We start from the raw sequence: 21,376 nt of genomic DNA, 5'->3' as shown, positions 1-21,376 counted from the left end.
GGAACCATGGAAAATTTTTCATTGGATGAAATGGTAAGGATTGCAAAAGAGACGGAAACGGAAGTGAAAATAGCAAAGCTCAACCCGCTGATACCGAGCGATTATAAACGCCGTTTGCTTCGTGCATCAGAACTATTAACACTATTGGTCAACAAAGAGGTGGCAGGGAATGCCAAGAGTGAATAATCCAAAACTGGGTACCATCGCCTGTGACCTTTGCGGGAATCCAGCCAGTGTTAAGCAGAATGCCAAGCAATACCTGTATGTCGGTTGTCAGGATTGCGGGGTAGATATGCGCAAGGGGGCAAGACTGCAAACCCGACTCTATAGGGAGTCACAATGGTTAGATGGTGTGACGCCAAAACTTCCCCCCAATATGATCATGGATGAAGAAAAACCTAGGGACAGTTATAGGGATAATCCTAGGGATGACTCTGGAGAAATCCCTAGGGACGGTTCTAGGGAAACTCCTAGGGATGATGCTAGGGAAAACCCTATAGGTTCGCCTAGGGAAGGCACTCATAAAAAAGGCGGGCTGGCCATTCTTGCCGGTATCGCTGCACTGATCCTATTACCGTTAAAAGGGGGCATGTGATGAGTCAGGAGACGTTAGACAATCTGGACATTCTCGACAGTATCGAAGCGAAAGAGAACGCTGATTTGCTTCAGGCGGTGGAAGCCGAAACCCAGCAGGAACAGCAAAGCGAGGCGGCCGATTTGGCCGCTCAGCAGGGGGCGGCCTTTGCCGTTGGTATGGTTGAATCGCTGGTGAAACTGAAATGGGCATTCGTGCAGATCGACGAGGGCATCAAACAGGACATTACTGAAAAGGCGGTACCCGTATTTCGTAAGTACGGCGGTGACCTGCCGTCATGGCTGCAACCCTATAGGGAAGAGATCGAGTTAGGGGTCGTGGTGGCTGTAGCCGGTTTCGGTATCTACAGTCAGGTCAAAGCCAAGGAAGCCAAGGAAGCCGAGGAACAACAGGAAAAGAAAAATGACTCTGAAGCCGATCAACCCCAATACTCAGCATAAGAACGAGCACACGCTCTATCTGGGTGGCTCCGGTGCCGGTAAATCTCAGGCGGTGATCAGTAATGCCGCCATTCCCAAAAAGGGGCGTGTTATCCTCTGGGATGCTTCTGGTGATCATGCCGGGATTCATACCGAGGATAAGCGGGAGTTTCTCAAGCTGTTAAAGGCAGGCATCAAGCACGGCTCGTTCCGGGTCGCTTACGCTGGCTCCACTGTGGAGGATTACGAGTGGTTCTGTGGTGTGGTCTGGGCGGTGCTGGATGGTAACCATAAAACCCACGTCATCGCTGAAGAACTGAGTCAGGTCTGCAAACATGCTGGCAAAGCCTCCAACAATGCCGCCGTACTGTTGAATCAGGGCAGAAAATATGGGCTAGTTTTTCATGGAGTCAGCCAGAAGCCCCAAGAGATCAGTAAAACCTATTTTGACCAGTGCGAGCGCAAATACATCGGGGTATTTCGTGGTAAAAATGCAAGCCTGATGGCGGATTATCTGGCCAGTGATCTTACGGGGGCTGATATTTCTGCCTTACAGCCATTGCAGTTTTATTACGATGACGGGCAGGCAACCAGTCGGCCAGTGTTGAAAAAACTGAAGTACAAACAACTACAGGGGGTGAAGTGGGTGTAAAAAATCAGTTGAGTAGATGTAAAGAAATTTGTTGTGAAATCATCATGCTTTTACATAGGATTCTTGGGACGGCTAGAATGTAGGAAAAATAGAATGCTGAAACTTATTGGACTTATTGCTTTAATACTATTGCTGGCACCTTAAAGGCGATGGTGTATTATGTACATGGTTTGACGGGAAAGATATTAAATTTCATGTATTTCATCAAAGTGAGCTTGTCACAGAAGAAGATGCTAAAAAAAAGAAAAGAAGATTCTGCAAGAACCATATCATCGAAGTTAAGAGATCGGTAAGTATTTTGTAAATAATCCCTAGAGTTTCCTAGGGATACCCCCTTGACTGTTCCCTAGAGCCCCCGTGTTAAACCTTCTCCCAGTGACACAAAAAAAACCACAGGGAGAAAACCCACATGTTCAGCAAACTCACTGATCTTAAATTCGTCGGCTCTGTTGCCGTTGTTGCGCTGGTAACCATTTACCTGAACAACAAAAGCGCCGCTGTTAAAAAAATCACTGGTTCTAACTGAGAGGGGACTCGACCATGTCTTTTGTTCGTCCCCTGCGTCTGCCTAATGTTTCTAACGTGGGCAGTGACCAGACCGCTACCATCGGTATGCCCGTCGGCAATCACACCTATGAGAGTGTGAATCTGAAGCTGACCGACATCACCAAGGATAAAGTTACCAACATTGACGTACTGGCCAACGGGAAACCGATCCAGTCCTACAAGTCGGTGGCCGATCTGGAAGCGATCAGCGCCTATTACGGCTATCACATTGAAGCGGATGAAGTGGAAATTCCGTTTTACCGAGAGCATTTCACCAATTCCGGCCAAGGCAGAATGTTCAACTTCGGGGTGAACGACGTTTCCACTGCGGAAGTGCGTTTCGATATCGGCACGGTGACCGGTTCGCCAGCGGTTCAGGCCATGGCGCCCCGTTATAGCCATGTAGGTACTCAAGCGGCACGGGCTAACGGTCTGGGCGCCATCACTAAGATTCGTAATTTCGTCCATGCCACCAGTGTGGCCGGTCGTTTCGAAATCTCCGATCTTCCCAGAGAAGCGTTCCTTCAGGCACTGCACCTGAAAAGCGCCAACATCGACGAAGTTCGTCTGGAGATCGACGGTCAGGTAGTGTGGGAGATGACCAAAGCACGGATGGCTGCGTTCCTTCAGCGCAAAGGCCGTACGCCACAAACCGGTTGGTATCACCTCGACTGGATGACCACTAATGAGATCGGTAACCAGCTCTCCTTAGAGGGGAAACAGGATTTCCGTCTGATCATCGAGATGAGCGCCGCCGACTCCATCATTATCTACCCAGAGTACTGGAGCGGTCTCGGAGGGATTTAACATGGCTGATTTTCTGGATATTGGCCTGTCGGACATTCTCGGTGCGTACGTCAGCGTCGAGTCCGAGAAGGCGCAGAACAGTCTGGATTCCTTTAAGCAGGGACAGGCACAGGCGGCCGCCATGCTGGACGCCGAAAAGGTCAGCCAGACCACCGAAACCAAAGACGTACTGGACGACATCCGTGCTCCCTCGCTTTTTAGTGGCATGGATCAGCGGTTGCTGTATGTCGGTGGCGGGCTGTTGCTGTTGGGCATCGGCTATGCGGTCATGAAAAAATAGGGAAGGGGGCAGGGTATGTTGCCAGACATTGGCAGTCTGACCACCGGGGACATCCCCGGCAATATCGGCAACGGGGGCCGTCTCAGGCAGGCGGTTCGGCCTCCGCCAGTAACGCACTGGCGGGCATCAACTTCGGCGGGATGAATACCGAGGACTACCTGTTGATCGGGGTATTGGCCTTGGTGGGGTTGGTGATATGGAAAAAAGGCTAACCTTCAAACGACTCAAGCGACTGACGGGGACAGCTCGCCGACGGTTTCGGACGGTCATGGACTGGTGCCCGGATGAGGAGATCAAGGCCGCTACTGCTCAGCTCTGGTCGGTTAATCGAAACGCCCTGTTGTTATTGACCCGCATTGAAAAAAAAGAGCTGGTCATTGTCTGCGCTGTCGGGCGTGAATTGATCGACGCCTGCGTCTACCTGCTGGCCGCCGCCAGAATGCAGGGCTTGCACAGCATCCGCTTTCATACCCTGAAACCGGCCTTCGTTCGACTGATTCAACGGCACTTTCCCTTTCAGCTGATCGACATCAAACAGGGCGGGGAACGGGTGCTAAGGATGGTGATTCATGGGTAAGGGCAGTTCAAGTTCCAGCAGTAGCAATACGACCCACAACACCAATTCGAGTATTGGTGTGGATGGTAGTAACGAGGGGCTACTGCTTTCCAATGTCAGCGGAACCAGTATTGAAGTGACCGACAAGGGCGCCATTGATGCCGCCTTTACACTGGCCGGTGAAACCTTAGAGCTGATCAACCGAAACCAGAGCGAAAGCTATCAGGCCATTGAGGACAATCTGGCGCAGTCGCTGGCCTTTGTGGAAACCCAGAACCTGCCGGACAACGGCCAGAGTGAGCGGCTGATTAAACCGATTGTTTACGGCTCGGCCATGGTGGCGCTGGCTTATTTAGCACTGAGGAGATAAAGGAATGATCCAGCAGGGCTTTAACATTTCATCGCTCAACGTCCGGGTCAAAGAGGGCGAAGAGGAAAATCTGAAAATCTCGGCACGGCTGGTCTACGTCCAGTCCGCCAACATGGGCTTTCGCATTGCCACCGATGCCGGTTCACGCTCGGACATGATCGCCGGGCGCAAGCTGCAACTGGGGGATTCCACGGCGAATCTTAGGGTGATCAATACCGGCAGTGGTGATCTGGTAGCAACACTGGTCTACGGCTGGGGCGATATTGAAGACTCGGCGGTGACCGGTGAAATTGCCATCAAAAACGCCAGTTCCTTGAATCCCATCGCACCGGTGGCACTGAGTGACGCTCAGGTGCATACCATCGCCGCCAACAATGCCCGCCAGAAACTTACCTTATACGCCGATGCGGCCAATACCGGCAAAGTCTGGTTGGCCGGGGCTAAAAATCTGGGTCTGCCCCTGATGGCAGGGCACGCCCACGACATTACCGAATTCTCCGGGGCTGTGCAGCTGTGTGGCGATGGGGCAGGGACACAGACCGTGTATCTGATGGAGATCAACGAATGAGACTGATGGACATTCAGTGGCCGTTGATTAACGGCAAGCCCGATCTGGATTACGCCCTGTTGGATTTTGGATCGGTCTACACCAATACCCGCTACGTGCAGACGAACCCGTTTGGGAATAACACCCCGGTCGACGTGGTGGCGGAAGTCTGGTTTAACGGCAAATGGTCATCCCTTGATATGGTGTTTTACGGCAGCGGCGTGCATGGCATGAAGGCCAACTACGTGGAAGGTGAAGGTATTGTGCTTCAGACCGCCGTCTTTCGTCTGGCGTCAGCATCGGCTTATGGGGGAGGCGGGCATAATTACGCCGGGGCAACCTTTCCAAACCCAACGTCCTGCCGGGTTCATGTCTGGAGGGTGGTTGCATGAAAATTTACGCCAAGGTGGGCGACGCTTTCCAGCAGATCGGCGGCGAGTGCCCTGATGGCTGCATTGAAATGACATCCCCAAGGCCGGGTGACTTTTACATTGCTACTCCAAGCGGCGAATGGGTAAAAGATACAGAAGCAGAATTTAAAGCCAGTCGGCCTGATGCCGTCGCCCGAATCAAAGTCACTATTGATGGTATGACCTTCGACGGTGACGAGATAAGCCAGACAAGAATGGCCAGAGCCATTACCGCCAGCAGTAGCGACACGGAAACCACGCTCTGGGTGATGGCGGACGACGGCAAGGCCACCGTCACCATTGAGCAACTGAAGCGGGCACTGAGGGCGGCGGGTGAGGAACAGACACGGCTATGGATACCGGCGCAAAACTAACTTTACTGGCACTGGTGGCAGGAGGCTTCCTGATGTTCAGCAACAAAACCGCACGATTAGCGGATCAGCCAAGGGGCATCCGCAACCATAACCCCGGCAACATCAGGCACGGGGACAACTGGCAGGGCATGGCGGACAACCAACGTGATCCATCGTTCATTACCTTTATTCAGCCTGAATACGGTATCAGGGCAATGGCTCGCATTCTGCAAAGCTACAAAAGGCGTGGCGTGGATACCGTGGAAGAAATCATTTCTACATGGGCACCACCGGTTGAAAACGACACTGGCAGTTATATCAACCATGTGGCGCATAAATTGGGCGTAAGTCCTGATACACCTATTGAGCAGCGGGACTATCCCGAACTGATAGCGGCCATTATCCACCATGAAAACGGGGTGCAGCCTTACAGCCATTCCGTTATCAGTGCAGGGGTAGCGATGGCATGAGCGTACTGAATGACAAACAGTTTTTTATCGTCTTGGGCATTGGGGCGCTCGGTGCTTACGTCCTCTACAAAGGCGCTAAGAAAACCGCTGCCGCCATCAATCCAACAGATGAGAACAACATCTTCAATCAAGGTGCGATTGGTCTGGGGGAGGCCATTACCGGCAACCCCAAAGCAACCCAGAACCTGTTTAACCACATCTACGGCGGGTTAGACCTGATCAACCCATGGGCGCCCGATTATCGAAAACAGTATGCGAGGCAGGTATGGGGGCTACAGTGATTGCCAGTTTGCTGGGCGGTGCCCTTTCATGGTGGCGTGAGCGCTCACAGCATAAGGCGAAACTCAAAGAGATCGACCAGCAGGCACAGATTAACCAGCGAAAGGCAAGGGCAGAAGCAGCGGGCAAGCTGGACAACCAGACAAGGGACAATATCACATGGGAGGATGGTTATTTGATTCTCCTGTTTACCTTGCCTCTGTTGCTGTTGTTCTTTGCACCATTGCTCGGCCTGATCTGGCCAGAAGCAGGGCAGATTACTCAAGCGGTCATGGCAGGCTTTGAAGCCTTGAAAGAAACGCCCGTTGCTTATCAGGGGGCGATCGGTCTGATCTTCGTTTACGTGTTCGGCTTCCGTCGTCTGCTGCATCGGGTATTGGATAGCTGGGCAGGCTGGAAAGCACGGGGAGGGTAGCATGGGGTGGTTTATGGAACAGGGGAAAAACCAAGGCCCGATGTACGTACTGATGATTCTGTTACTGGGGGGGAGCGGGCTGAACCTGAACAAGAGTGACGCCATCAATCAGAAACTCAGTGACCTGAACGCATGGCGGGGAATCACGGAATACCGCATTAACCAACTGGAGCAACGGGAGGACTGACCATGGCTCGCAAAAGCGTCTCAAAAAAGACAGGCACTAAGGGCAAGGGGAAACTGAAAAAAGGCTTTAAATACCTGAAAGGAGGGCGGATAGTTAAAGCCAAAAATAAAAAATAATCCCTAAGCCTGTGTTCGCACAGGCTTTTTTATTACTTCTGTTTCTTTTAGTGACATCTTTTTATATTGAAACCCGTATTCAACAAGAACACGGGCTTTGGTTTATTTCACCAGTCGTAAGGTGGGTTTCGCACGAACTGGCCTTTCTTTAGTCTCCTGTTCCTTGAATGTCGCTTTGTAGGCTTCCAGTAATGCTCTCAGGCGCTGATTTTCTGCCCAGTAATGACCTCGCTCTTGGATCTCGGCGAAGCTGTGATTGTGTCCTACAGTATCAATCATCTTGCCGTCGTCCATAATCCTGAAGCCTTCGAAGGATTCCCAAGGCAGCACACCGGCTACATAGATGGCGAGTAGCTGGTTTGACATTTATCAATTTCCAAGAATGTGAATATTGATAGTTTTCATCTATCAAATAACAAAGTCCAATGAATTATAGTCTAACCTCGCATAATATATATTATGTTAAATATAGATATCTTGTAATATACTATGTATGACAAAATCAATACCACGCCTAAGGTCATGATAAAACGATGAAAATTGTCAGCTTTAATGTGAATGGTTTGCGGGCACGTTTACATCTACTGTCCCAGGTAATTGATGACCATAGTCCTGATTTTATAGAGCTTCAGGAAATCAAAGTATCTGATGAACACTTCCCGGTTAACGTTATTGAGGATATGGGCTATCACGTCTTGTTTCATGGTCAGAAAACCCATTATGGCGTTGCATTACTCAGTAAATCTCCTGCATTGAATGTACAGAAAGGGTTTTCTTCAGACTTTTCTGAAGCTCAGCGTCGGATTATTATTGGAGACTATGAGCTTAACGGACAGATGTTGAGAGTGATTAATGGGTATTTTCCCCAGGGAGAAAATCGCAGTCACGAGACCAAGTTTGCAGACAAAGAGAAGTTTTACAATGATTTACAGGCTTATCTGCAAAACACATGTTCCCCCTCCTCCAATATTTTAGTTATCGGTGACTTTAATATCTCTCATACGGATCTGGATATTGGCATTGGTGATGACAATTGGAGCTGATAATGCCAGGCGATGGCTCAGAACGGGTAAATGCAGCTTTTTGCCAGAAGAGCGGGAATGGTTTGACAGACTTCTTTCCTGGGGATTAACTGATTGTTTTAGAAAGCTATATCCTAATGAAGACAGCCTCTTCAGCTGGTTTGATTATCGCAGCCGTGGTTTTGAGAGTGAGCCAAAGCGTGGTTTGAGAATAGATTCTATTCTTGCAACAAACACTTTAATGTCGAGATGCAGATCCATTTTTATCGATTATAAAATCAGAGCAATGGAAAAACCCTCTGATCATGCACCTGTAATTGCTGAATTTTCAGATTTAATATAAATTCGTTTTTATAAGATACTGATAATTTTCGCCTCTTTTCTTTTTAATGACAATCATTCGCATTTGCATCATTTAAAAGCCAGACTATTCTAAGCCCAATCAATAACAAATGATTGGGATATAAATATGACCGCTTTTCAAAAAAGCAGAGTTTTTTTTATAATTTTCTTTGCTTCATTACCTGGGTATTTGCTGGCGGGGCTGGATGACAGCATTAAAAAGCATGAAATATCATTAAATTACCTTAATATGGGGACATTAAAAGGTCATGTTAGTGTTCTATGCTCTGAGCAAAATGATTTTTGTGAATCAATGTTGGAGTTTGAGCAGGATGCTGATTACCAATTCAGCGTTGCACCGGCTGGTTTAAGAGCAATGAAGTTTCAGGGACATTTTCAAAGGGATATAAATGACTCATCTGAGCTTGGTTCAATAACCGTACAAAAAGGCAGTGAAAAAACCAGAATTCCTTTGAGTGTTGATTATGACGAATTGCCCCTTGGTGATAAAGATAACTCAATAACAAGGGCTGTTATCACCCATCTGCACCCTTCCATAATCAGTCATGCCAAGAAAGAGTTAGAGCATATCACTGAGATTTCAGACTATCTGACTGGTGCAGCAAAAAATTCTGAAACCCTTCATCTATTTAAGCCTGAACCACACATGCTTTCTTATAAAGATACTGAGAAGCTGGCAAACTCTATCAATGGGGATTACTTAGTGCTTGATATTGGTGAAAGCTACTCGATGGTTGTTATTTTCAATCAGGATAATATACCAGAATCCATTTATGTGCTTGACCGCTGGAAACTGTATAGAGATCCAATTTTTAAAACAATTATTGGCTATGGTGATTTGTTCGGGCTAGTACTGCATGGATTAGATTTTATTGATTACGGTAGTGCGGTATTAGGCTTTGGTAAACATGCTGGTCATGCTCACAGTTTTATTGGCGCTGGTTTTCATATAGCGGAGATTATTGACCATACTCATGGCGTGGCTGAGTTTATTTATGGAGGTCAGAAGCACTATCATGATCATGATCATGGTGTAATGGGAGATATTTTTGGTTACATGCATTTAGGGCACACAATCTATGAAGTGGCAACTCATCCTTCTCCAGCACATGTCATTCAAACTGTTTTAACCTTCGCAAGCTTTGGCTATCACCATGTTCCACATCATTATTATGAATATTCAATGACAGAGGTTTTACGCCCTGTAATACATTCCCAGAGTCAATCTTCTCTTGATTCCAGTAATCTGAACTAGCTCATTACATTCACTTAGCACTCTGATCACTATTAAACGGTGTTCAGAGTCACCCTCCCCCTTCATCGTCCTGTCGAACTATAAGAAACTGGTCGCATTTCTAATGAGATATTGCGAGAATTGCAGACCTTAAGGACATGAGTACGCGTCCGGCGTTGTATTTTTTCTATAAATGCTTCAGTAACTCGCCGGGTAGACGCTAAAAAAACGAACACACGTCAGGGCAATGACTGCCAACTCAGAATAAGAATGTGATACTGGGGTAATACAAGAGTGCAAAAGTTAGTCAATGTGAACGGCTCATGGATAGCCGCCGGTGTTATTGCGGCTGGCATTGGTATCTACCTGTTGACCGCTGATGTCGTTAATATCAACGATACTGAAAAAGTTACCCCTCCTGACCAGGACAGCCATGAGAATACGGTGATTCCCGTCGTTCAGGCTTCTCACTTTGAGCAAGTAGCGGTAAAACGTACACTGACACTCTATGGTACAACGGAAACTGATTGAACCGTCACGGTCAGTGCTGAACTGGCAGCCCGAGTTATTACTATCAGTGCTGAACGCGGGCAGCTGATGGCTGCAGGAGATGAAATGATCCGCCTGCGTGAAGGCAGCCTGAAAGCTCAATTGAAATCGGCTGAGGCTCGCGTAAGACAGGCTGAGCAGGATTACCAGTCAGCCCTTTCACTGCAAAAGAAAAAACACATTGCCGATAATCAGATCACTCAACTTGAGGCTTCCCTGGCTGAGGCACTGTCGCAAAAAGAACAGCTCCAGACTCAATGGGAAAATACGCTGATTAAGGCGCCCGTTTCCGGCATTCTGAATAAGCGCCACGTGGAAGTCGGTGACTTTATTGATAAAGGCAAGCCTGTCGCTGAAATTCTCGACCTTGACCCTCTGGTGGTCCATGTCGATGTTCCCCAGAATCACATTAATTACTTTAAGTCTGGCCAGAAAGCGGTTGTCCGATTTCTTGGTGGAGCAATCAGCGAAGCAACTATTCGTTTTATTGATCGACAGGCAAATGTATCCACCCGGACATTTTCTGTCGAGTTAACGATCCCTAATCCCGATATGAAAATTCCCGCAGGCCTAAGCGTTGAAGCCGACCTGCTGATGGAAGAAGTACTGGCGCTTGAAATCAGCCCAGCATGGCTCGCGTTGAGTGAAGATGGAGAACCCGGTATCAAGTGGGTAACTACCGGCAATCGGGTCCAATTCACCCCTGTGGATGTGGTCAAGTCTGAAAGCAATCGTCTCTGGGTCGCTGGAATTCCCGAACAGGCCAGAGTCATCACTAGGGGTCAGGGCTTTGTCCGATCCGGTGATCAGGTTGATGTTATCAACCCTGATGTGTCTCTGGTTGCCGGGGAGTAATGACCAATGCGAAGTCTGATTGCTGCATCACTGATGCGAACCCGTACCGTTATGATGCTGCTGGCGCTAATCCTGGTTACCGGCCTTGCCAGCTATCTTACTATTCCCAAAGAATCGAGCCCTGATATTACGATTCCGGTCATTTATATTTCCGTATCACACGAAGGTATTTCACCGGAAGATGCCGAACGGTTGCTGGTACTCCCCCTGGAGAATGAACTTAGGGCTATTGAAGGTGTTAAGGAACTTAAGGCAACCGCATCCCAGTCTCATGCTTCCATTACCCTGGAGTTTATTGCTGGTCTCGATACGGATGAGGTTCTCGCAGACGTCAGGGACAAGGTGAATCTGGCCAAGAGCAAACTGCCTCAGGATACGGATGAGCCTATTATCAACCAGATCTCCTTTGCCAGTATGGAACCGGTGATTACAGCCGTACTTTCTGGCAACTTACCCGAACGTGCGCTGGTTAAAATAGCCCGTGAGCTCAGAGATGAGCTGGAATCCAGAAAGCAGATTCTGGAGGTGGATATCGCAGGCGACCGAGAGGAAGTCGTTGATGTTATCATCGACCCACTCAAGCTGGAAAGTTATGGGCTGGTTCCTGCTGATGTTATTAACCTGGTCTCTCAGAACAACCAGCTGGTTGCGGCCGGCAACCTGGACAATGGTAAGGGGCGATTTTCAGTCAAGGTCCCCGCTGTCTATAAAACAGCGGCAGATATTCTCTCTCAGCCCGTGAAAGCAGACAGTGATCGGGTGATTACCTTCGGTGATATTGCCAGCGTTCTCAGTACGTTTAAGGATGGTGGCGGTTACGCCAGAATGAACGGAAAGAACAGTATCGCCCTGGAAATCAAAAAGCGCCCCGATGAAAACATCATTGAAACGGTGGGACTGGCCAAAGCCATTATTGCTGAAGGCCAGAAGCTTTCACCTAAAACCCTGAATGTTGACTACGTAGGTGATCAGTCGGTTGATGTGGTGGATATGGTCAACGACCTGCAGAACAGTGTTCTGGCGGCCATTATTCTGGTGGTTACGGTTATTGTCGGGGCATTGGGCTTTCGCAGCGCCGTATTGGCAGCCATTGCCATTCCAGGCTCTTTTCTTACCGGTATTCTGATCATTGCCATGATGGGTTTAACCATCAATATGGTGGTTCTTATCTCACTGATGATGGCTGTGGGCATGCTGGTTGATGGCGCTATTGTGGTTACCGAATATGCCGACCGGAAAATGAGTGAAGGCGTTGCCCGCAAACAGGCGTATCAGGAAGCCTCATTACGAATGGCGTGGCCAATCATTGCATCGACAGCAACGACTCTAGCCGCCTTTTTCCCGCTGATGTTCTGGCCTGGCATTATGGGTGAGATGATGACCTACCTGCCATTAACCCTGATTGCGACCCTCTCCGCATCTCTGGTGATGGCACTGATTTTTATACCGACCATCGGCTCTCTTATTGGCAAGCCCAGAAAGCTCAGCGAGCTTGAAAAGCGATCGATCACCGAAGCGGAAACAGGAGATTTGCAGAATGTTCCCGGTTGGGCGGGTGTATATATCCGCACACTGTCCAAGGCGATTCAGCACCCTTTAAAAATTCTGTTCTCGGGTATGGCTATGGTGGCAGTCATTTATTTTGCCTTCATTAGCTTTGGTAAAGGCTTTGAGTTCTTCCCAGATGTCGATACCAATAACATCATGGTTAAGGTACGGGTAAATTCCAGCAACCTGTCCATTGATGAAAAAGATGAAATCCTTAGAAAGGTAGAATCAATTCTGCTCCGGCAACCAGAATTAAAAACGCTGTATGCCCGCACCGGTGACAACCAGGAAGTGGGTACCATTCGTCTGAATATGGTGGACTGGAAATATCGCCGAAAAGCAGCCCTTGTCGCAGAAGAGATTAATCAGAAGCTTTCACACTTTGCCGGACTGGACATCACTGTTGAGCGAAGAAAAGATGGCCCTCCCCAGGGGAAACCCCTGGAACTCGTGATCAGTGCCAATGACCTTGATGTGCTGCACGAAACGGTTGGCAAAGTCAGAACCGTTCTGGCGGGCATTGATGGCTTTACCAATTTAGAAGACGACGGCCCTACTCCCGGCTATGAATGGCGCATTGATGTAGACCGTGCCGGAGCTGCCCGTTATGGTGCGGATGTCAGCAGTGCCGGCGGCCTTGTCCGTCTGGTTACTTCTGGTTTAACGGTGGGCAGTTATCGTCCGGATGACAGCAGTGATGAAGTGGATATTCGTATTCGTTTTCCTGAGTCAGACCGTCACCTTGAGAGTATCGATCAACTTCGATTGATGACCCAGTCGGGCCTGGTACCTATCAACAACTTCACAACACGTGAGATTGCCCCCAAGGTTGACAGCATCAAGCACCTCGACGGTAAACGAACAGTCAGCGTCGGTGCCAATCTGGCCGAAGGGGCCCTACTGAATGACCTCCTGCCTGAGTTAAAAGCAAAGCTTGATACATTGGATGTACCTCAGGAAGTCAGTTTCACCATTAAAGGTCAGAATGAAGACCAGCAGGAAAGCAGTCAGTTCCTGATTAAGGCATTCGCAATCGCCCTGTTCGTGATGGCCATGATCCTGGTGACTCAGTTCAACAGTTTCTACCAGGCGTTCCTGATTATGTCAGCTGTTGTCCTTTCTACCGGTGGTGTGTTGCTTGGACTACTCGTGGCCGGCAAACCCTTTGGCATTGTGATGTGTGGTATCGGGGTCATTTCTCTGGCAGGCATCGTCGTGAACAACAATATCGTGTTGATTGATACCTACAATCTGTTGCGCAAACAGGGAATGAAAGCCGAAGAAGCCATTCTTCGAACCGGTGCCCAGCGTCTGCGTCCGGTAATGTTGACTACCATCACCACCATTCTGGGCCTGATGCCGATGGTGCTCTCCACCAATATTGATCTGTTCAACCACCGGCTTGAGATTGGTGGTCCCACCGCTCAGTGGTGGAATCAGTTATCGACCTCCATTGCCGGAGGTCTGGCATTTGCCACCCTGCTGACCTTGGTTCTGACACCGTGTCTTCTGGTCATTGCAGGTCGCAGGCAGGACAGAAAAATGGCTCAGTAAACCATCAAACACAGGCAATAGCAGAAGCTATTGCCTGAATTATTGAAGATCACTTATTCCATAATGGTCACCTTATCTCCGACCCGGATCATGCCTTCCTGATCCGGGATAAGATTCTGACCAAAGATAACGCCCATCTCTGTTCGACGATATTGAGCCAGTGTGAACAGTGGCTCCCTTCCCTCTTTCTCTCCGGTTTCAGGGTTGACGGTGGTCATTACACACCGGGAACAGGGTTTGGCTGCCCGGAAGGTGATATCTCCCACCTTGATCACTGACCAGGTGTCTTCTTCATAGGGTTGTTGACCACTGACAACGATATTGGGTCGGAAGCGTGACATGGACACGGTATCGGTCAGGCGTTGATTCAAATCGGCTAAAGACGCTTCATTCGTCAGAAGAAATGGGAAACCGTCGGCAAAACTGGTGTGATCTTCTGGTTTTGAATACCGGGCATCGGTGGATCGTATTGACTGTTCTGGCTGATAAAACAGTCTGCATTTCATATTCAGAAAATCACTGAACCACTGAGCGGCATCATCCCCGGCATCAAGGGCATGGCAATCATCTTTCCAGACGGTGACTGTTGCAGAATAAGCTCCGGCTGACGGTGTTGATACACGGAGACTCTCAGTCTCTGGTCGTGTGATCTGCAATCCTCCATCAACGATGGAGGTGACCACAGTTGCCAGGACTGGGTATTGTCGCTGAGTAATAAACTTTCCATTTTCATCAGTCAGCAGCCAGCGACGATCATGCTCAAAGCCTCTCAGGGTTACATGGGCACGTTCAAGGGGGATTGCCCTGGTTGATTTGATCGGATAGACCGTCAGCCCGGTTACTTCCATCAGCTCCAGCTCCTGTACTTTATATGACCATAACATTATTACCACCAAGGATACGGCTATCCCTTGTTTATGAGAACAATGGGAATCAAAATATCCTGCAAATGATTTTGGTGATAACAGGATTCTCAATGACACTGCAGCTGGTTGATATAGGCGTTAACCTCAGTGATAAGGCTTTTGACAAGGATCGCGACGAGGTCGTCAGTCGCGCTGTTGAGCACGGTGTTACCACCATGATCCTCACCGGCACCTCTCTGGCAGAGTCTCAGGAGGTGTTAGGTCTGGCAAGAACCCACGCTGGCCACTGCTTTTGTACCGCCGGTATCCACCCTCACGGGGCTAAAGATGCAAATGTCCAGGCCTTTAATGAGCTGAAGAGCTTGTTCAATGAACCAGAGGTGGTTGCTGTTGGAGAGACAGGGCTGGATTTTAACCGTGACTTTTCTCCACGGCCCGTTCAGGAGAAAGTGTTTGAGCGTCAGTTGGAGCTGGCTATTGAGAGTGGGCTGCCCTTGTTCTGTCATGAGAGAGATGCATCAGAGCGCTTTGCAGAAATCATCAGAAGCTATCGGGATCAGATCAACAAACTGGTCGTACACTGCTTCACAGCGGATAAGAAAGCTCTGTATCGATACCTGGATCTGGACTGCCATATTGGCATTACCGGATGGATCTGTGATGAACGACGGGGAACCCACCTCCATCCGCTGATGAAGGATATTCCGGCAAATCGGTTGATGGTGGAAACCGATTCACCATGGTTACTGCCAAGATCGTTGGTGAAAAAGCCGAAAAACCGGAGAAATCAACCGGCCTTTCTGCTTGAGGTTGTTCAGATGATTGCTACTCACACCGGGCAATCACTGGAACAGGTTGCCCGGCAAACCAGGGAAACATCACTGGAATTCTTTAATCTCACGGCTCGTCATCATGACCTTCAGGGTCAAGATGGACAATAACGTCCGCTTCGGGCAGGTATTCAAGCACTGCCCGCTTTGCCAGAACCCCGAGTTCATGGGCGTGAATCAGTGGCGTATTGGGTTCAAGGTCCAGATGCATCTGAATAAACGGAATTGAACCTGATACCCGGGTTCTGACGTCATGAATACCCAGAACACCGTCTACCGAGAGGGCTCGCCGCTCAATCTCCTGAAGTTCTTCCTCAGGCAGCGCCTGATCCATCAATTGCTGAATCGCCTCCCAGGCAAGACTCCTGACACTGAACAACATATAACCGCCAATCAGCAGGGCAAGAATATTATCCACCTGCTGATAGCCATAGCTGGCGCCAATCAATGCGGCCAGCACCGCAATATTGGTCAGAAGGTCTACCTGATAATGAAGTGAGTCTGATTTAATGGCTGCTGAGTTGGTTTTTCGAATGACATAGCGCTGAATGGTTAGCAGGATCAGTGTGGCAATGATCGAAAAGATCATCACCATGATACCGGCGCTTTCATTACCCAGCACAACATCTTCACCCGTTATCCGGTCAAGCGTGTTCAGCACCAGAACAATGGCCGAACCGCCAATAAAGGCAGACTGAGCCAATACGGCAAGCTGCTCAGCCTTCCCGTGGCCAAAATGATGATCCTCATCCGCTGGCGCAATGGCAATCCTGACGGCAAATAATGTGATCAGGGAAGCCAGAATATCCATTGTGGAATCCAGCAAAGTAGCTAGCAGGCTCATGGAACCGGTCATGAACCAGGCGGCGAGCTTAGCGATAATCAGGATGCTTGCAGTAGCAACCGAAGCGTAGGTTGCCAGTTTGAGGAGGCGGTTTTTGTCTTCAGACACGTGCTTTCCAGAGTTGCTGTCATTAAGCTCAGACGATGTCATCCTATCACGAGACTCTTGTCTTTGAGCCCGTCTTTGAGCCAGAGCGTAGTTAATCATGCGATCCCTGCCAATTAACAACCGTCGATCTTTCTATCCTATCCTGAAACGGGTTGGATCAGCCAGTCATTCAAAGCCTCGAGCGTGAATGGCCATCCAAGCTCCCTGCCCTCTTCCGTCGCTATGACAGGAATTCGTACCCCATAAAGATCAACCAGACGATCATCTTCACTGATCTCTATAGCCACCCAGCGACAGACCTGCTGATTTTGCAGAAAATTGAGCATTTCTTCAGCTTCTTCACACAGGTGACATCCGGAAGTGGTATATAAAGTCAGTTGAATCATAAACTATCCCCTAAAAAGGGGGTCTATGATAGCGATAATATAACCATAGAGTTAGTAAAGATTATGTAGATATAACTACAGCATAGTGTTTTTGCTTATACTCTCACTGGGCACTAATAAATTCAGCTGGCGATCCCATGGACTTTACATTTTTCAATCAACTCATGCTTATTCTGGCTCTGTCAGCCGTGACTATTGCCTTTTTCAAGCGATTTCAACTGCCTGAAAGTCTTGGTTATTTATTTGTCGGCATCATTCTCGGGCCTACAACCTCAGGGCTTATACAACAGGACTTTGATATTGCCCTGCTGGCTGAAATTGGTGTGGTCTTCCTACTCTTTACACTTGGCCTCGAGTTCTCCATGAAAACCATTATGGCCATGAAAAAAGAGGTATTTGGCCTTGGTGGTCTGCAGGTACTCCTGACAGGAGTTGGGATTTTTGGCGTTCTGATCGCTTTTGATTTTGCAGTACTTACATCCTTTGTCTGTGCATCAGCACTTGCCCTCTCCTCCACTGCGATTGTGTCCAAGGAACTCACCCAGAGTAATGAAATACGCTCCCGCCAGGGGCAGCTGGCAATTGGTGTCCTTCTTTTTCAGGATATTGCCGCCGTTGTCTTCCTGATTATGATTCCAGCCCTGATTGGGGGAGGCAGTGACTCTATTGCCTCCTCTCTTGGATTTGCCTTTGCCGAAGGTGTTGTGTTTGTTGTAATCATGCTGGCTATTGGCAAATGGGTTCTACCTCTTATTTTTCACGAGGTTGCCAAGGCCAGGTCTGAAGAACTGTTTGTTCTCATGGCGCTGGTGATTGCCCTGATGGCGGCCTGGCTCTCTCATGCAATGGACTTATCCATGGCACTGGGCGGCTTTGTTGCAGGCATGATGATGGGTGAAAGCCACTACAAGCATCAGGTTGAAGCCGACATCAAACCTTTCCGGGATGTGCTCCTTGGACTGTTTTTCGTATCCGTGGGCTTAATGCTGGATATGGATGTTCTCGTCGCTTTCTGGAAAGAAATTCTATTGGGCACAGTGGCATTAATTGTCTTTAAGTTCCTGGTGATTTACACATTGGCCAGAACTTTTGCGGAGTCGAAAAATATCTCTCTGAGAACCAGTCTTTCACTGGCACAGGGTGGGGAGTTTTGCTTTGCACTGGTTGCCCTGGCATCACAATACGGTGAAAGTGGCGGAAACCTCACTTCAGTCGTTCTCGCGGTCACTATTTTATCGATGATTATTGCTCCGCTTCTGATCAGAAACAGCAATGCTATCGTAAAACTGGTCAAGTTTGATAAATCCGAACAGAGCATTCATCGTGTTAAAGAAGAGGAAGTCCGTAAGCAAACAGCCCACATACATCACCACACCCTGATCTGTGGCTACGGTCGTGTTGGCCAGACCATTGCCCGCTTCTTGACTCAGGAAAACAAGGCTTTTGTAGCCATTGATGATGACCCTTTGCACGTCCACGAAGCTGGCCTTGCAGGAGATCCGGTCTTCTTCGGTGACTGCAGAAAGTTAGAACTGTTAATGGCGGTTGGATTGGAGCGGGCCAGTCAGGTGGTTATCTGTATCGATCGCCCTGAAAATGCCCTGAAAATTTTGCAAGCCATTCGGCAGCAGTCACCTCAGGTGCCTGTGCTGGTCCGTACCAGGGATGACAGTCAATCTGAAGATTTGAGAAAAGCAGGTGCAACCGTTGTTATTCCTGAAGTACTCGAGTCAAGTCTGGTTATCGTTAAGCATGCTCTTCTGATGCTTGGCATGAACCCTGCCCATGTTCGTCAAAGAGTCCATGAAGCAAGGACAAAAGGGTATGAAATCCTTAATGGCTTTTATCCAGGCATCAGCGATTACCTGCTGGAGAATGATAAGAAAGCCTATCGCCATGCGGTTACCCTGAGTAAAAATTGCTCAGCAGAGCAGAAAACCATTGAGTCCCTTGATTTTAAAGGTACAGACGTATCAATTGTCGAGGTTCGTCGAGATAATATGGTACTGCAGCCACAAGCCGGAATGATTTTGAATGCCGGCGATATTGTGGTTTTAACTGGAAGCAATAGTGATATTTCTCATATTGAGAAACTTTTTGACTGATTCATAGACTAAAACAAGCAAACACCGTTTATTTTAATCGGATTATTTCAGGCTATATAACAGGTAGCCTGAAATATTTAGCCTTAGAGTGAAATGGCAATGGAATGCTTCCCATTCAGGATGGTAGGTATGCCAAGAATAACTTTGCCTAATAGCCGCTTCAAGTGCTTACAATCATTTCAGTATACCTGTTTATTTTTTTTAAATTACTTATTATTTATACCTTCACTGGCTTTTTCATTTCATCAAAATGAAGTTTATCTCCTATCACCGGAAAGTAAATCCGATTTAGAAATAGTGGCTTCGGAACAGAGGGAAATCACAATCGCCATAGAGACAAAAGGTTTTGAGGAAGATCTGCAAGGTAATATTCCTGTACAACTTATATTGGAAAATGAAAACATAATATTTGAGAATGGCGAACAGCAGATATTATGGAGTAATAGAACTAACACACTAAATAAAGGAAAGAATGATACAGTAAATAATGATTCACGTGTTTATGTGAAATTCACCCCGGATCCAAATGAACTCGACAAGATTATAAAAATAAGAATACGAAAAGAAGAGGATCTTTCCAGGCTATCAGCACTGGCTGCTTTTTTTCCTCAAATGATTCCTGTCATCCTGATGGATGAAGTTGCATGGGGTCCGAAGCCAGTGATTTTCTATGACGCACTGATGAGATGGAATTATAAAGTATTAGGAAGTGATATTGTTAAATCGATTCGAAACCTTGTTCTGAATCAAACATTTGGCAAAAACAAGCCTTTATTAGCGCAATGTTCAGCTGATTTTATCGAAGGCTTCCTGCTTTTCGAAGCGGCTAATTATGGTGAAACTTCAGCATCTATAAGAACAAAAACTCAAACATTCCGGGCGTATGTTATGAGCGCACCATTCAAAAGGCTCATGGACTGTATGTCAAACACGGTATCATCAACACTTCTTGATATTCAGAAAAATCAAATAGGTGATGAGTGGCGATATTTGAAAGAACTGAACAAAGAATCAATCAATGGCCTTTCAAAAATCATGGTCGGATATGGCTTTAATACGTTTGCTTTTGAAGCTGGAGACTTCTTCAAAGTACTAAAGAAAACCATTGGTTTTTCTAATGCCGCTAACGATCTTTCGTTGCAGACGGACCTGGACCGGTCAATCGTTAAAGCGGCCCAATATACCCTTCAAGCAGGCTATGAAGATTTCTTCAAAGGTCAGCTTAAATATCACAACCTCAGTGAGCACTACGCTCTGCCACTTGCCACCGGCGCTGGTGTTATTGAAATCCTGTTGAGGTTGTATGCTCAACAGAGCATGACAGGCCGGGACCAGGCTCATCAGATTCATTCATTCACCAAGCGAGCCGAAGCAATAGGCGTATCAATTAATAAAAGCCTGGCATTTCCTGAGTTATCTGATCTTCAGCTGCTGGCTCTTGGTGTCACAATACCCGCTGTTTTATATGGTGTATTTAAAGTTGCTAATGTTGCTGCCGGTTATGATGTGTCATCCCCAGTTTTTAAGCTGTTTGACACCGCCTATGAAGGGATGGTGCTTGGTGCCGTTACCCACTTGATATCACCCGTTCTCCAAAGATATGGTATTTGGGCAGCACACTCTATACAAAAACCAATACTTCAATATATGGAAGCAGAACCCGAAAGCTGGTCTGAATATTTCCTGGCGGATACGATCCGTTACCGCATAGATATATTTACTGAAAATTAGCTCCCTGCCCTGTCAAAACCATGAATTAACTCATAGAGCCTTTTTCAAAAATCACATATAAGCATCAATTAATATGTTTATGAGAAATATAAATGAAATAAAAACAAAAAAAATATCTCAATTAATTATGATAAAAAAACATTAAATTCGTTTAAAATATATAAAAAGTTTTCTCAACAAGAGAGATAACTACTTTAAAACAGATTATTTTAGGTTTTTCTGTGGCAAAGGATAGCCTTTCTACTGAGGTGGTAAATAATGGCTCATCTATTGCTATTTGTGTCCAGTAAAAAATTTGAACCATTTAGATCAAACGTGACGGCATATATTTATTTAACATCACAACTATTGCTTACATCTCAGATATTCAGACATAAAA

General features: G+C 47.5%; 26 protein-coding genes and 2 pseudogenes. 24 read left to right on the top strand and 4 right to left on the bottom strand.

The features are described 5' to 3' along the window. The first annotated feature begins 6 nt into the window (after window positions 1-6). From AK963_RS04860 to AK963_RS04790, 16 genes are all read left to right on the top strand, one after another. Entirely contained in the window at window positions 7-186 is a 180-nt protein-coding gene (locus tag AK963_RS04860; RefSeq protein ID WP_066014343.1) for a hypothetical protein, read from the top strand. Then, window positions 170-595 (top strand): hypothetical protein, encoded by a 426-nt coding sequence (locus AK963_RS04855; RefSeq protein WP_175404438.1) that lies wholly within the window; start codon window positions 170-172, stop codon window positions 593-595. The genes AK963_RS04860 and AK963_RS04855 overlap by 17 nt, the downstream gene beginning before the upstream one ends. Continuing rightward, the gene (locus AK963_RS04850) at window positions 595-1,035 is read left to right on the top strand and encodes a hypothetical protein (protein ID WP_066014341.1); all 441 of its coding nucleotides are present in this window, start codon (window positions 595-597) and stop codon (window positions 1,033-1,035) included. Before AK963_RS04855 ends, AK963_RS04850 begins: the two co-directional genes overlap by 1 nt. Next, window positions 998-1,666, top strand: coding sequence for a hypothetical protein (locus AK963_RS04845; protein ID WP_066014340.1), 669 nt, complete (start codon window positions 998-1,000; stop codon window positions 1,664-1,666). The genes AK963_RS04850 and AK963_RS04845 overlap by 38 nt, the downstream gene beginning before the upstream one ends. Window positions 1,667-2,206: 540 nt before the next feature. After that, window positions 2,207-3,019: a major capsid protein P2 gene (locus AK963_RS04840; RefSeq protein WP_066014339.1), complete on the top strand. Its 813-nt coding sequence runs from the start codon at window positions 2,207-2,209 to the stop codon at window positions 3,017-3,019. 1 nt (window position 3,020) lies between these two features. After that, window positions 3,021-3,299 (top strand): hypothetical protein, encoded by a 279-nt coding sequence (locus AK963_RS04835; RefSeq protein ID WP_066014338.1) that lies wholly within the window; start codon window positions 3,021-3,023, stop codon window positions 3,297-3,299. A 15-nt stretch (window positions 3,300-3,314) separates the two neighbouring features. After that, window positions 3,315-3,443 carry a hypothetical protein gene (locus AK963_RS36550; RefSeq protein ID WP_274520495.1) on the top strand — a complete coding sequence of 43 codons (129 nt, stop codon included), beginning with the start codon at window positions 3,315-3,317 and terminating at the stop codon, window positions 3,441-3,443. A 52-nt stretch (window positions 3,444-3,495) separates the two neighbouring features. Next, window positions 3,496-3,876, top strand: a complete 381-nt coding sequence (locus AK963_RS04830; RefSeq protein ID WP_139117251.1) for a hypothetical protein — start codon at window positions 3,496-3,498, stop codon at window positions 3,874-3,876. Then, a complete protein-coding gene (locus AK963_RS04825) occupies window positions 3,869-4,225 on the top strand; it encodes a hypothetical protein (protein ID WP_066014336.1) in 357 nt (118 codons plus the stop codon). The genes AK963_RS04830 and AK963_RS04825 overlap by 8 nt, the downstream gene beginning before the upstream one ends. 4 nt (window positions 4,226-4,229) lie before the next feature. Further along, complete coding sequence (locus AK963_RS04820) at window positions 4,230-4,793, top strand: hypothetical protein (RefSeq protein WP_066014335.1); 564 nt, start codon at window positions 4,230-4,232, stop codon at window positions 4,791-4,793. Next, the gene (locus tag AK963_RS04815; RefSeq protein ID WP_139117250.1) at window positions 4,739-5,164 is read left to right on the top strand and encodes a hypothetical protein; all 426 of its coding nucleotides are present in this window, start codon (window positions 4,739-4,741) and stop codon (window positions 5,162-5,164) included. The genes AK963_RS04820 and AK963_RS04815 overlap by 55 nt, the downstream gene beginning before the upstream one ends. Further along, entirely contained in the window at window positions 5,161-5,556 is a 396-nt protein-coding gene (locus AK963_RS04810; RefSeq protein WP_066014333.1) for a DUF4376 domain-containing protein, read from the top strand. Before AK963_RS04815 ends, AK963_RS04810 begins: the two co-directional genes overlap by 4 nt. Then, a complete protein-coding gene (locus AK963_RS04805) occupies window positions 5,535-6,005 on the top strand; it encodes a structural protein (RefSeq protein WP_202969721.1) in 471 nt (156 codons plus the stop codon). Before AK963_RS04810 ends, AK963_RS04805 begins: the two co-directional genes overlap by 22 nt. Then, window positions 6,002-6,286 (top strand): hypothetical protein, encoded by a 285-nt coding sequence (locus tag AK963_RS04800; protein ID WP_066014332.1) that lies wholly within the window; start codon window positions 6,002-6,004, stop codon window positions 6,284-6,286. The genes AK963_RS04805 and AK963_RS04800 overlap by 4 nt, the downstream gene beginning before the upstream one ends. After that, on the top strand, window positions 6,283-6,699 hold the full coding sequence (locus tag AK963_RS04795) for a hypothetical protein (RefSeq protein ID WP_066014331.1): 417 nt from the start codon (window positions 6,283-6,285) through the stop codon (window positions 6,697-6,699). Before AK963_RS04800 ends, AK963_RS04795 begins: the two co-directional genes overlap by 4 nt. A 1-nt stretch (window position 6,700) precedes the next feature. Beyond that, window positions 6,701-6,886, top strand: coding sequence for a hypothetical protein (locus tag AK963_RS04790; RefSeq protein ID WP_066014330.1), 186 nt, complete (start codon window positions 6,701-6,703; stop codon window positions 6,884-6,886). 218 nt (window positions 6,887-7,104) lie between these two features. Here the strand turns inward: AK963_RS04790 and AK963_RS04785 are convergent, their stop codons facing one another. Then, a complete protein-coding gene (locus AK963_RS04785) occupies window positions 7,105-7,368 on the bottom strand; it encodes a hypothetical protein (RefSeq protein WP_066014329.1) in 264 nt (87 codons plus the stop codon). A 167-nt stretch (window positions 7,369-7,535) separates the two neighbouring features. Between AK963_RS04785 and xthA the strand changes: the two are divergent. The 5 genes and pseudogenes from xthA (at window position 7,536) to AK963_RS04760 (ending at window position 14,127) form a co-directional block, all read left to right on the top strand. Next, window positions 7,536-8,367: pseudogene (xthA, locus tag AK963_RS04780) on the top strand (exodeoxyribonuclease III). 126 nt (window positions 8,368-8,493) lie between these two features. After that, the gene (locus AK963_RS04775; RefSeq protein ID WP_066014328.1) at window positions 8,494-9,642 is read left to right on the top strand and encodes a hypothetical protein; all 1,149 of its coding nucleotides are present in this window, start codon (window positions 8,494-8,496) and stop codon (window positions 9,640-9,642) included. A 273-nt stretch (window positions 9,643-9,915) separates the two neighbouring features. After that, complete coding sequence (locus tag AK963_RS04770; RefSeq protein WP_066014327.1) at window positions 9,916-10,152, top strand: hypothetical protein; 237 nt, start codon at window positions 9,916-9,918, stop codon at window positions 10,150-10,152. 15 nt (window positions 10,153-10,167) lie between these two features. Further along, a pseudogene (locus tag AK963_RS04765) lies at window positions 10,168-11,025 on the top strand (efflux RND transporter periplasmic adaptor subunit); the annotation flags it as partial. A gap of 6 nt (window positions 11,026-11,031) precedes the next feature. Further along, window positions 11,032-14,127 carry an efflux RND transporter permease subunit gene (locus AK963_RS04760; RefSeq protein WP_083232468.1) on the top strand — a complete coding sequence of 1,032 codons (3,096 nt, stop codon included), beginning with the start codon at window positions 11,032-11,034 and terminating at the stop codon, window positions 14,125-14,127. A gap of 53 nt (window positions 14,128-14,180) precedes the next feature. On the opposite strand, the gene AK963_RS04755 is transcribed toward AK963_RS04760, so the two are convergent. Beyond that, window positions 14,181-15,011, bottom strand: coding sequence for an MOSC domain-containing protein (locus AK963_RS04755; protein ID WP_083232467.1), 831 nt, complete (start codon window positions 15,009-15,011; stop codon window positions 14,181-14,183). Window positions 15,012-15,103: 92 nt separating this feature from the next. Between AK963_RS04755 and AK963_RS04750 the strand changes: the two genes are divergently transcribed. Further along, window positions 15,104-15,934, top strand: a complete 831-nt coding sequence (locus AK963_RS04750; RefSeq protein WP_202969720.1) for a TatD family hydrolase — start codon at window positions 15,104-15,106, stop codon at window positions 15,932-15,934. Here AK963_RS04750 and AK963_RS04745 read toward each other — a convergent pair. Together AK963_RS04745 and AK963_RS04740 are read right to left on the bottom strand one after the other, a co-directional pair. Next, window positions 15,891-16,775, bottom strand: a complete 885-nt coding sequence (locus tag AK963_RS04745; protein WP_238593642.1) for a cation diffusion facilitator family transporter — start codon at window positions 16,773-16,775, stop codon at window positions 15,891-15,893. The two genes, AK963_RS04750 and AK963_RS04745, sit on opposite strands and share 44 nt — an antisense overlap. Before the next feature lie 137 nt (window positions 16,776-16,912). Next, window positions 16,913-17,161 carry a glutaredoxin family protein gene (locus AK963_RS04740; RefSeq protein ID WP_066014325.1) on the bottom strand — a complete coding sequence of 83 codons (249 nt, stop codon included), beginning with the start codon at window positions 17,159-17,161 and terminating at the stop codon, window positions 16,913-16,915. Window positions 17,162-17,298: 137 nt separating this feature from the next. On the opposite strand from AK963_RS04740, the gene AK963_RS04735 reads away from it, so the two are divergent. Further along, a complete protein-coding gene (locus AK963_RS04735) occupies window positions 17,299-19,266 on the top strand; it encodes a cation:proton antiporter domain-containing protein (protein WP_066014324.1) in 1,968 nt (655 codons plus the stop codon). A 129-nt stretch (window positions 19,267-19,395) separates the two neighbouring features. Next, the gene (locus tag AK963_RS04730) at window positions 19,396-20,997 is read left to right on the top strand and encodes a hypothetical protein (protein WP_066014323.1); all 1,602 of its coding nucleotides are present in this window, start codon (window positions 19,396-19,398) and stop codon (window positions 20,995-20,997) included. Window positions 20,998-21,376: the final 379 nt, after the last annotated feature.

The sequence above is a fragment of the Endozoicomonas atrinae genome, from assembly GCF_001647025.1.
Classification (GTDB): domain Bacteria; phylum Pseudomonadota; class Gammaproteobacteria; order Pseudomonadales; family Endozoicomonadaceae; genus Endozoicomonas; species Endozoicomonas atrinae.
This window is presented reverse-complemented; position numbering and strand designations above follow the sequence as displayed.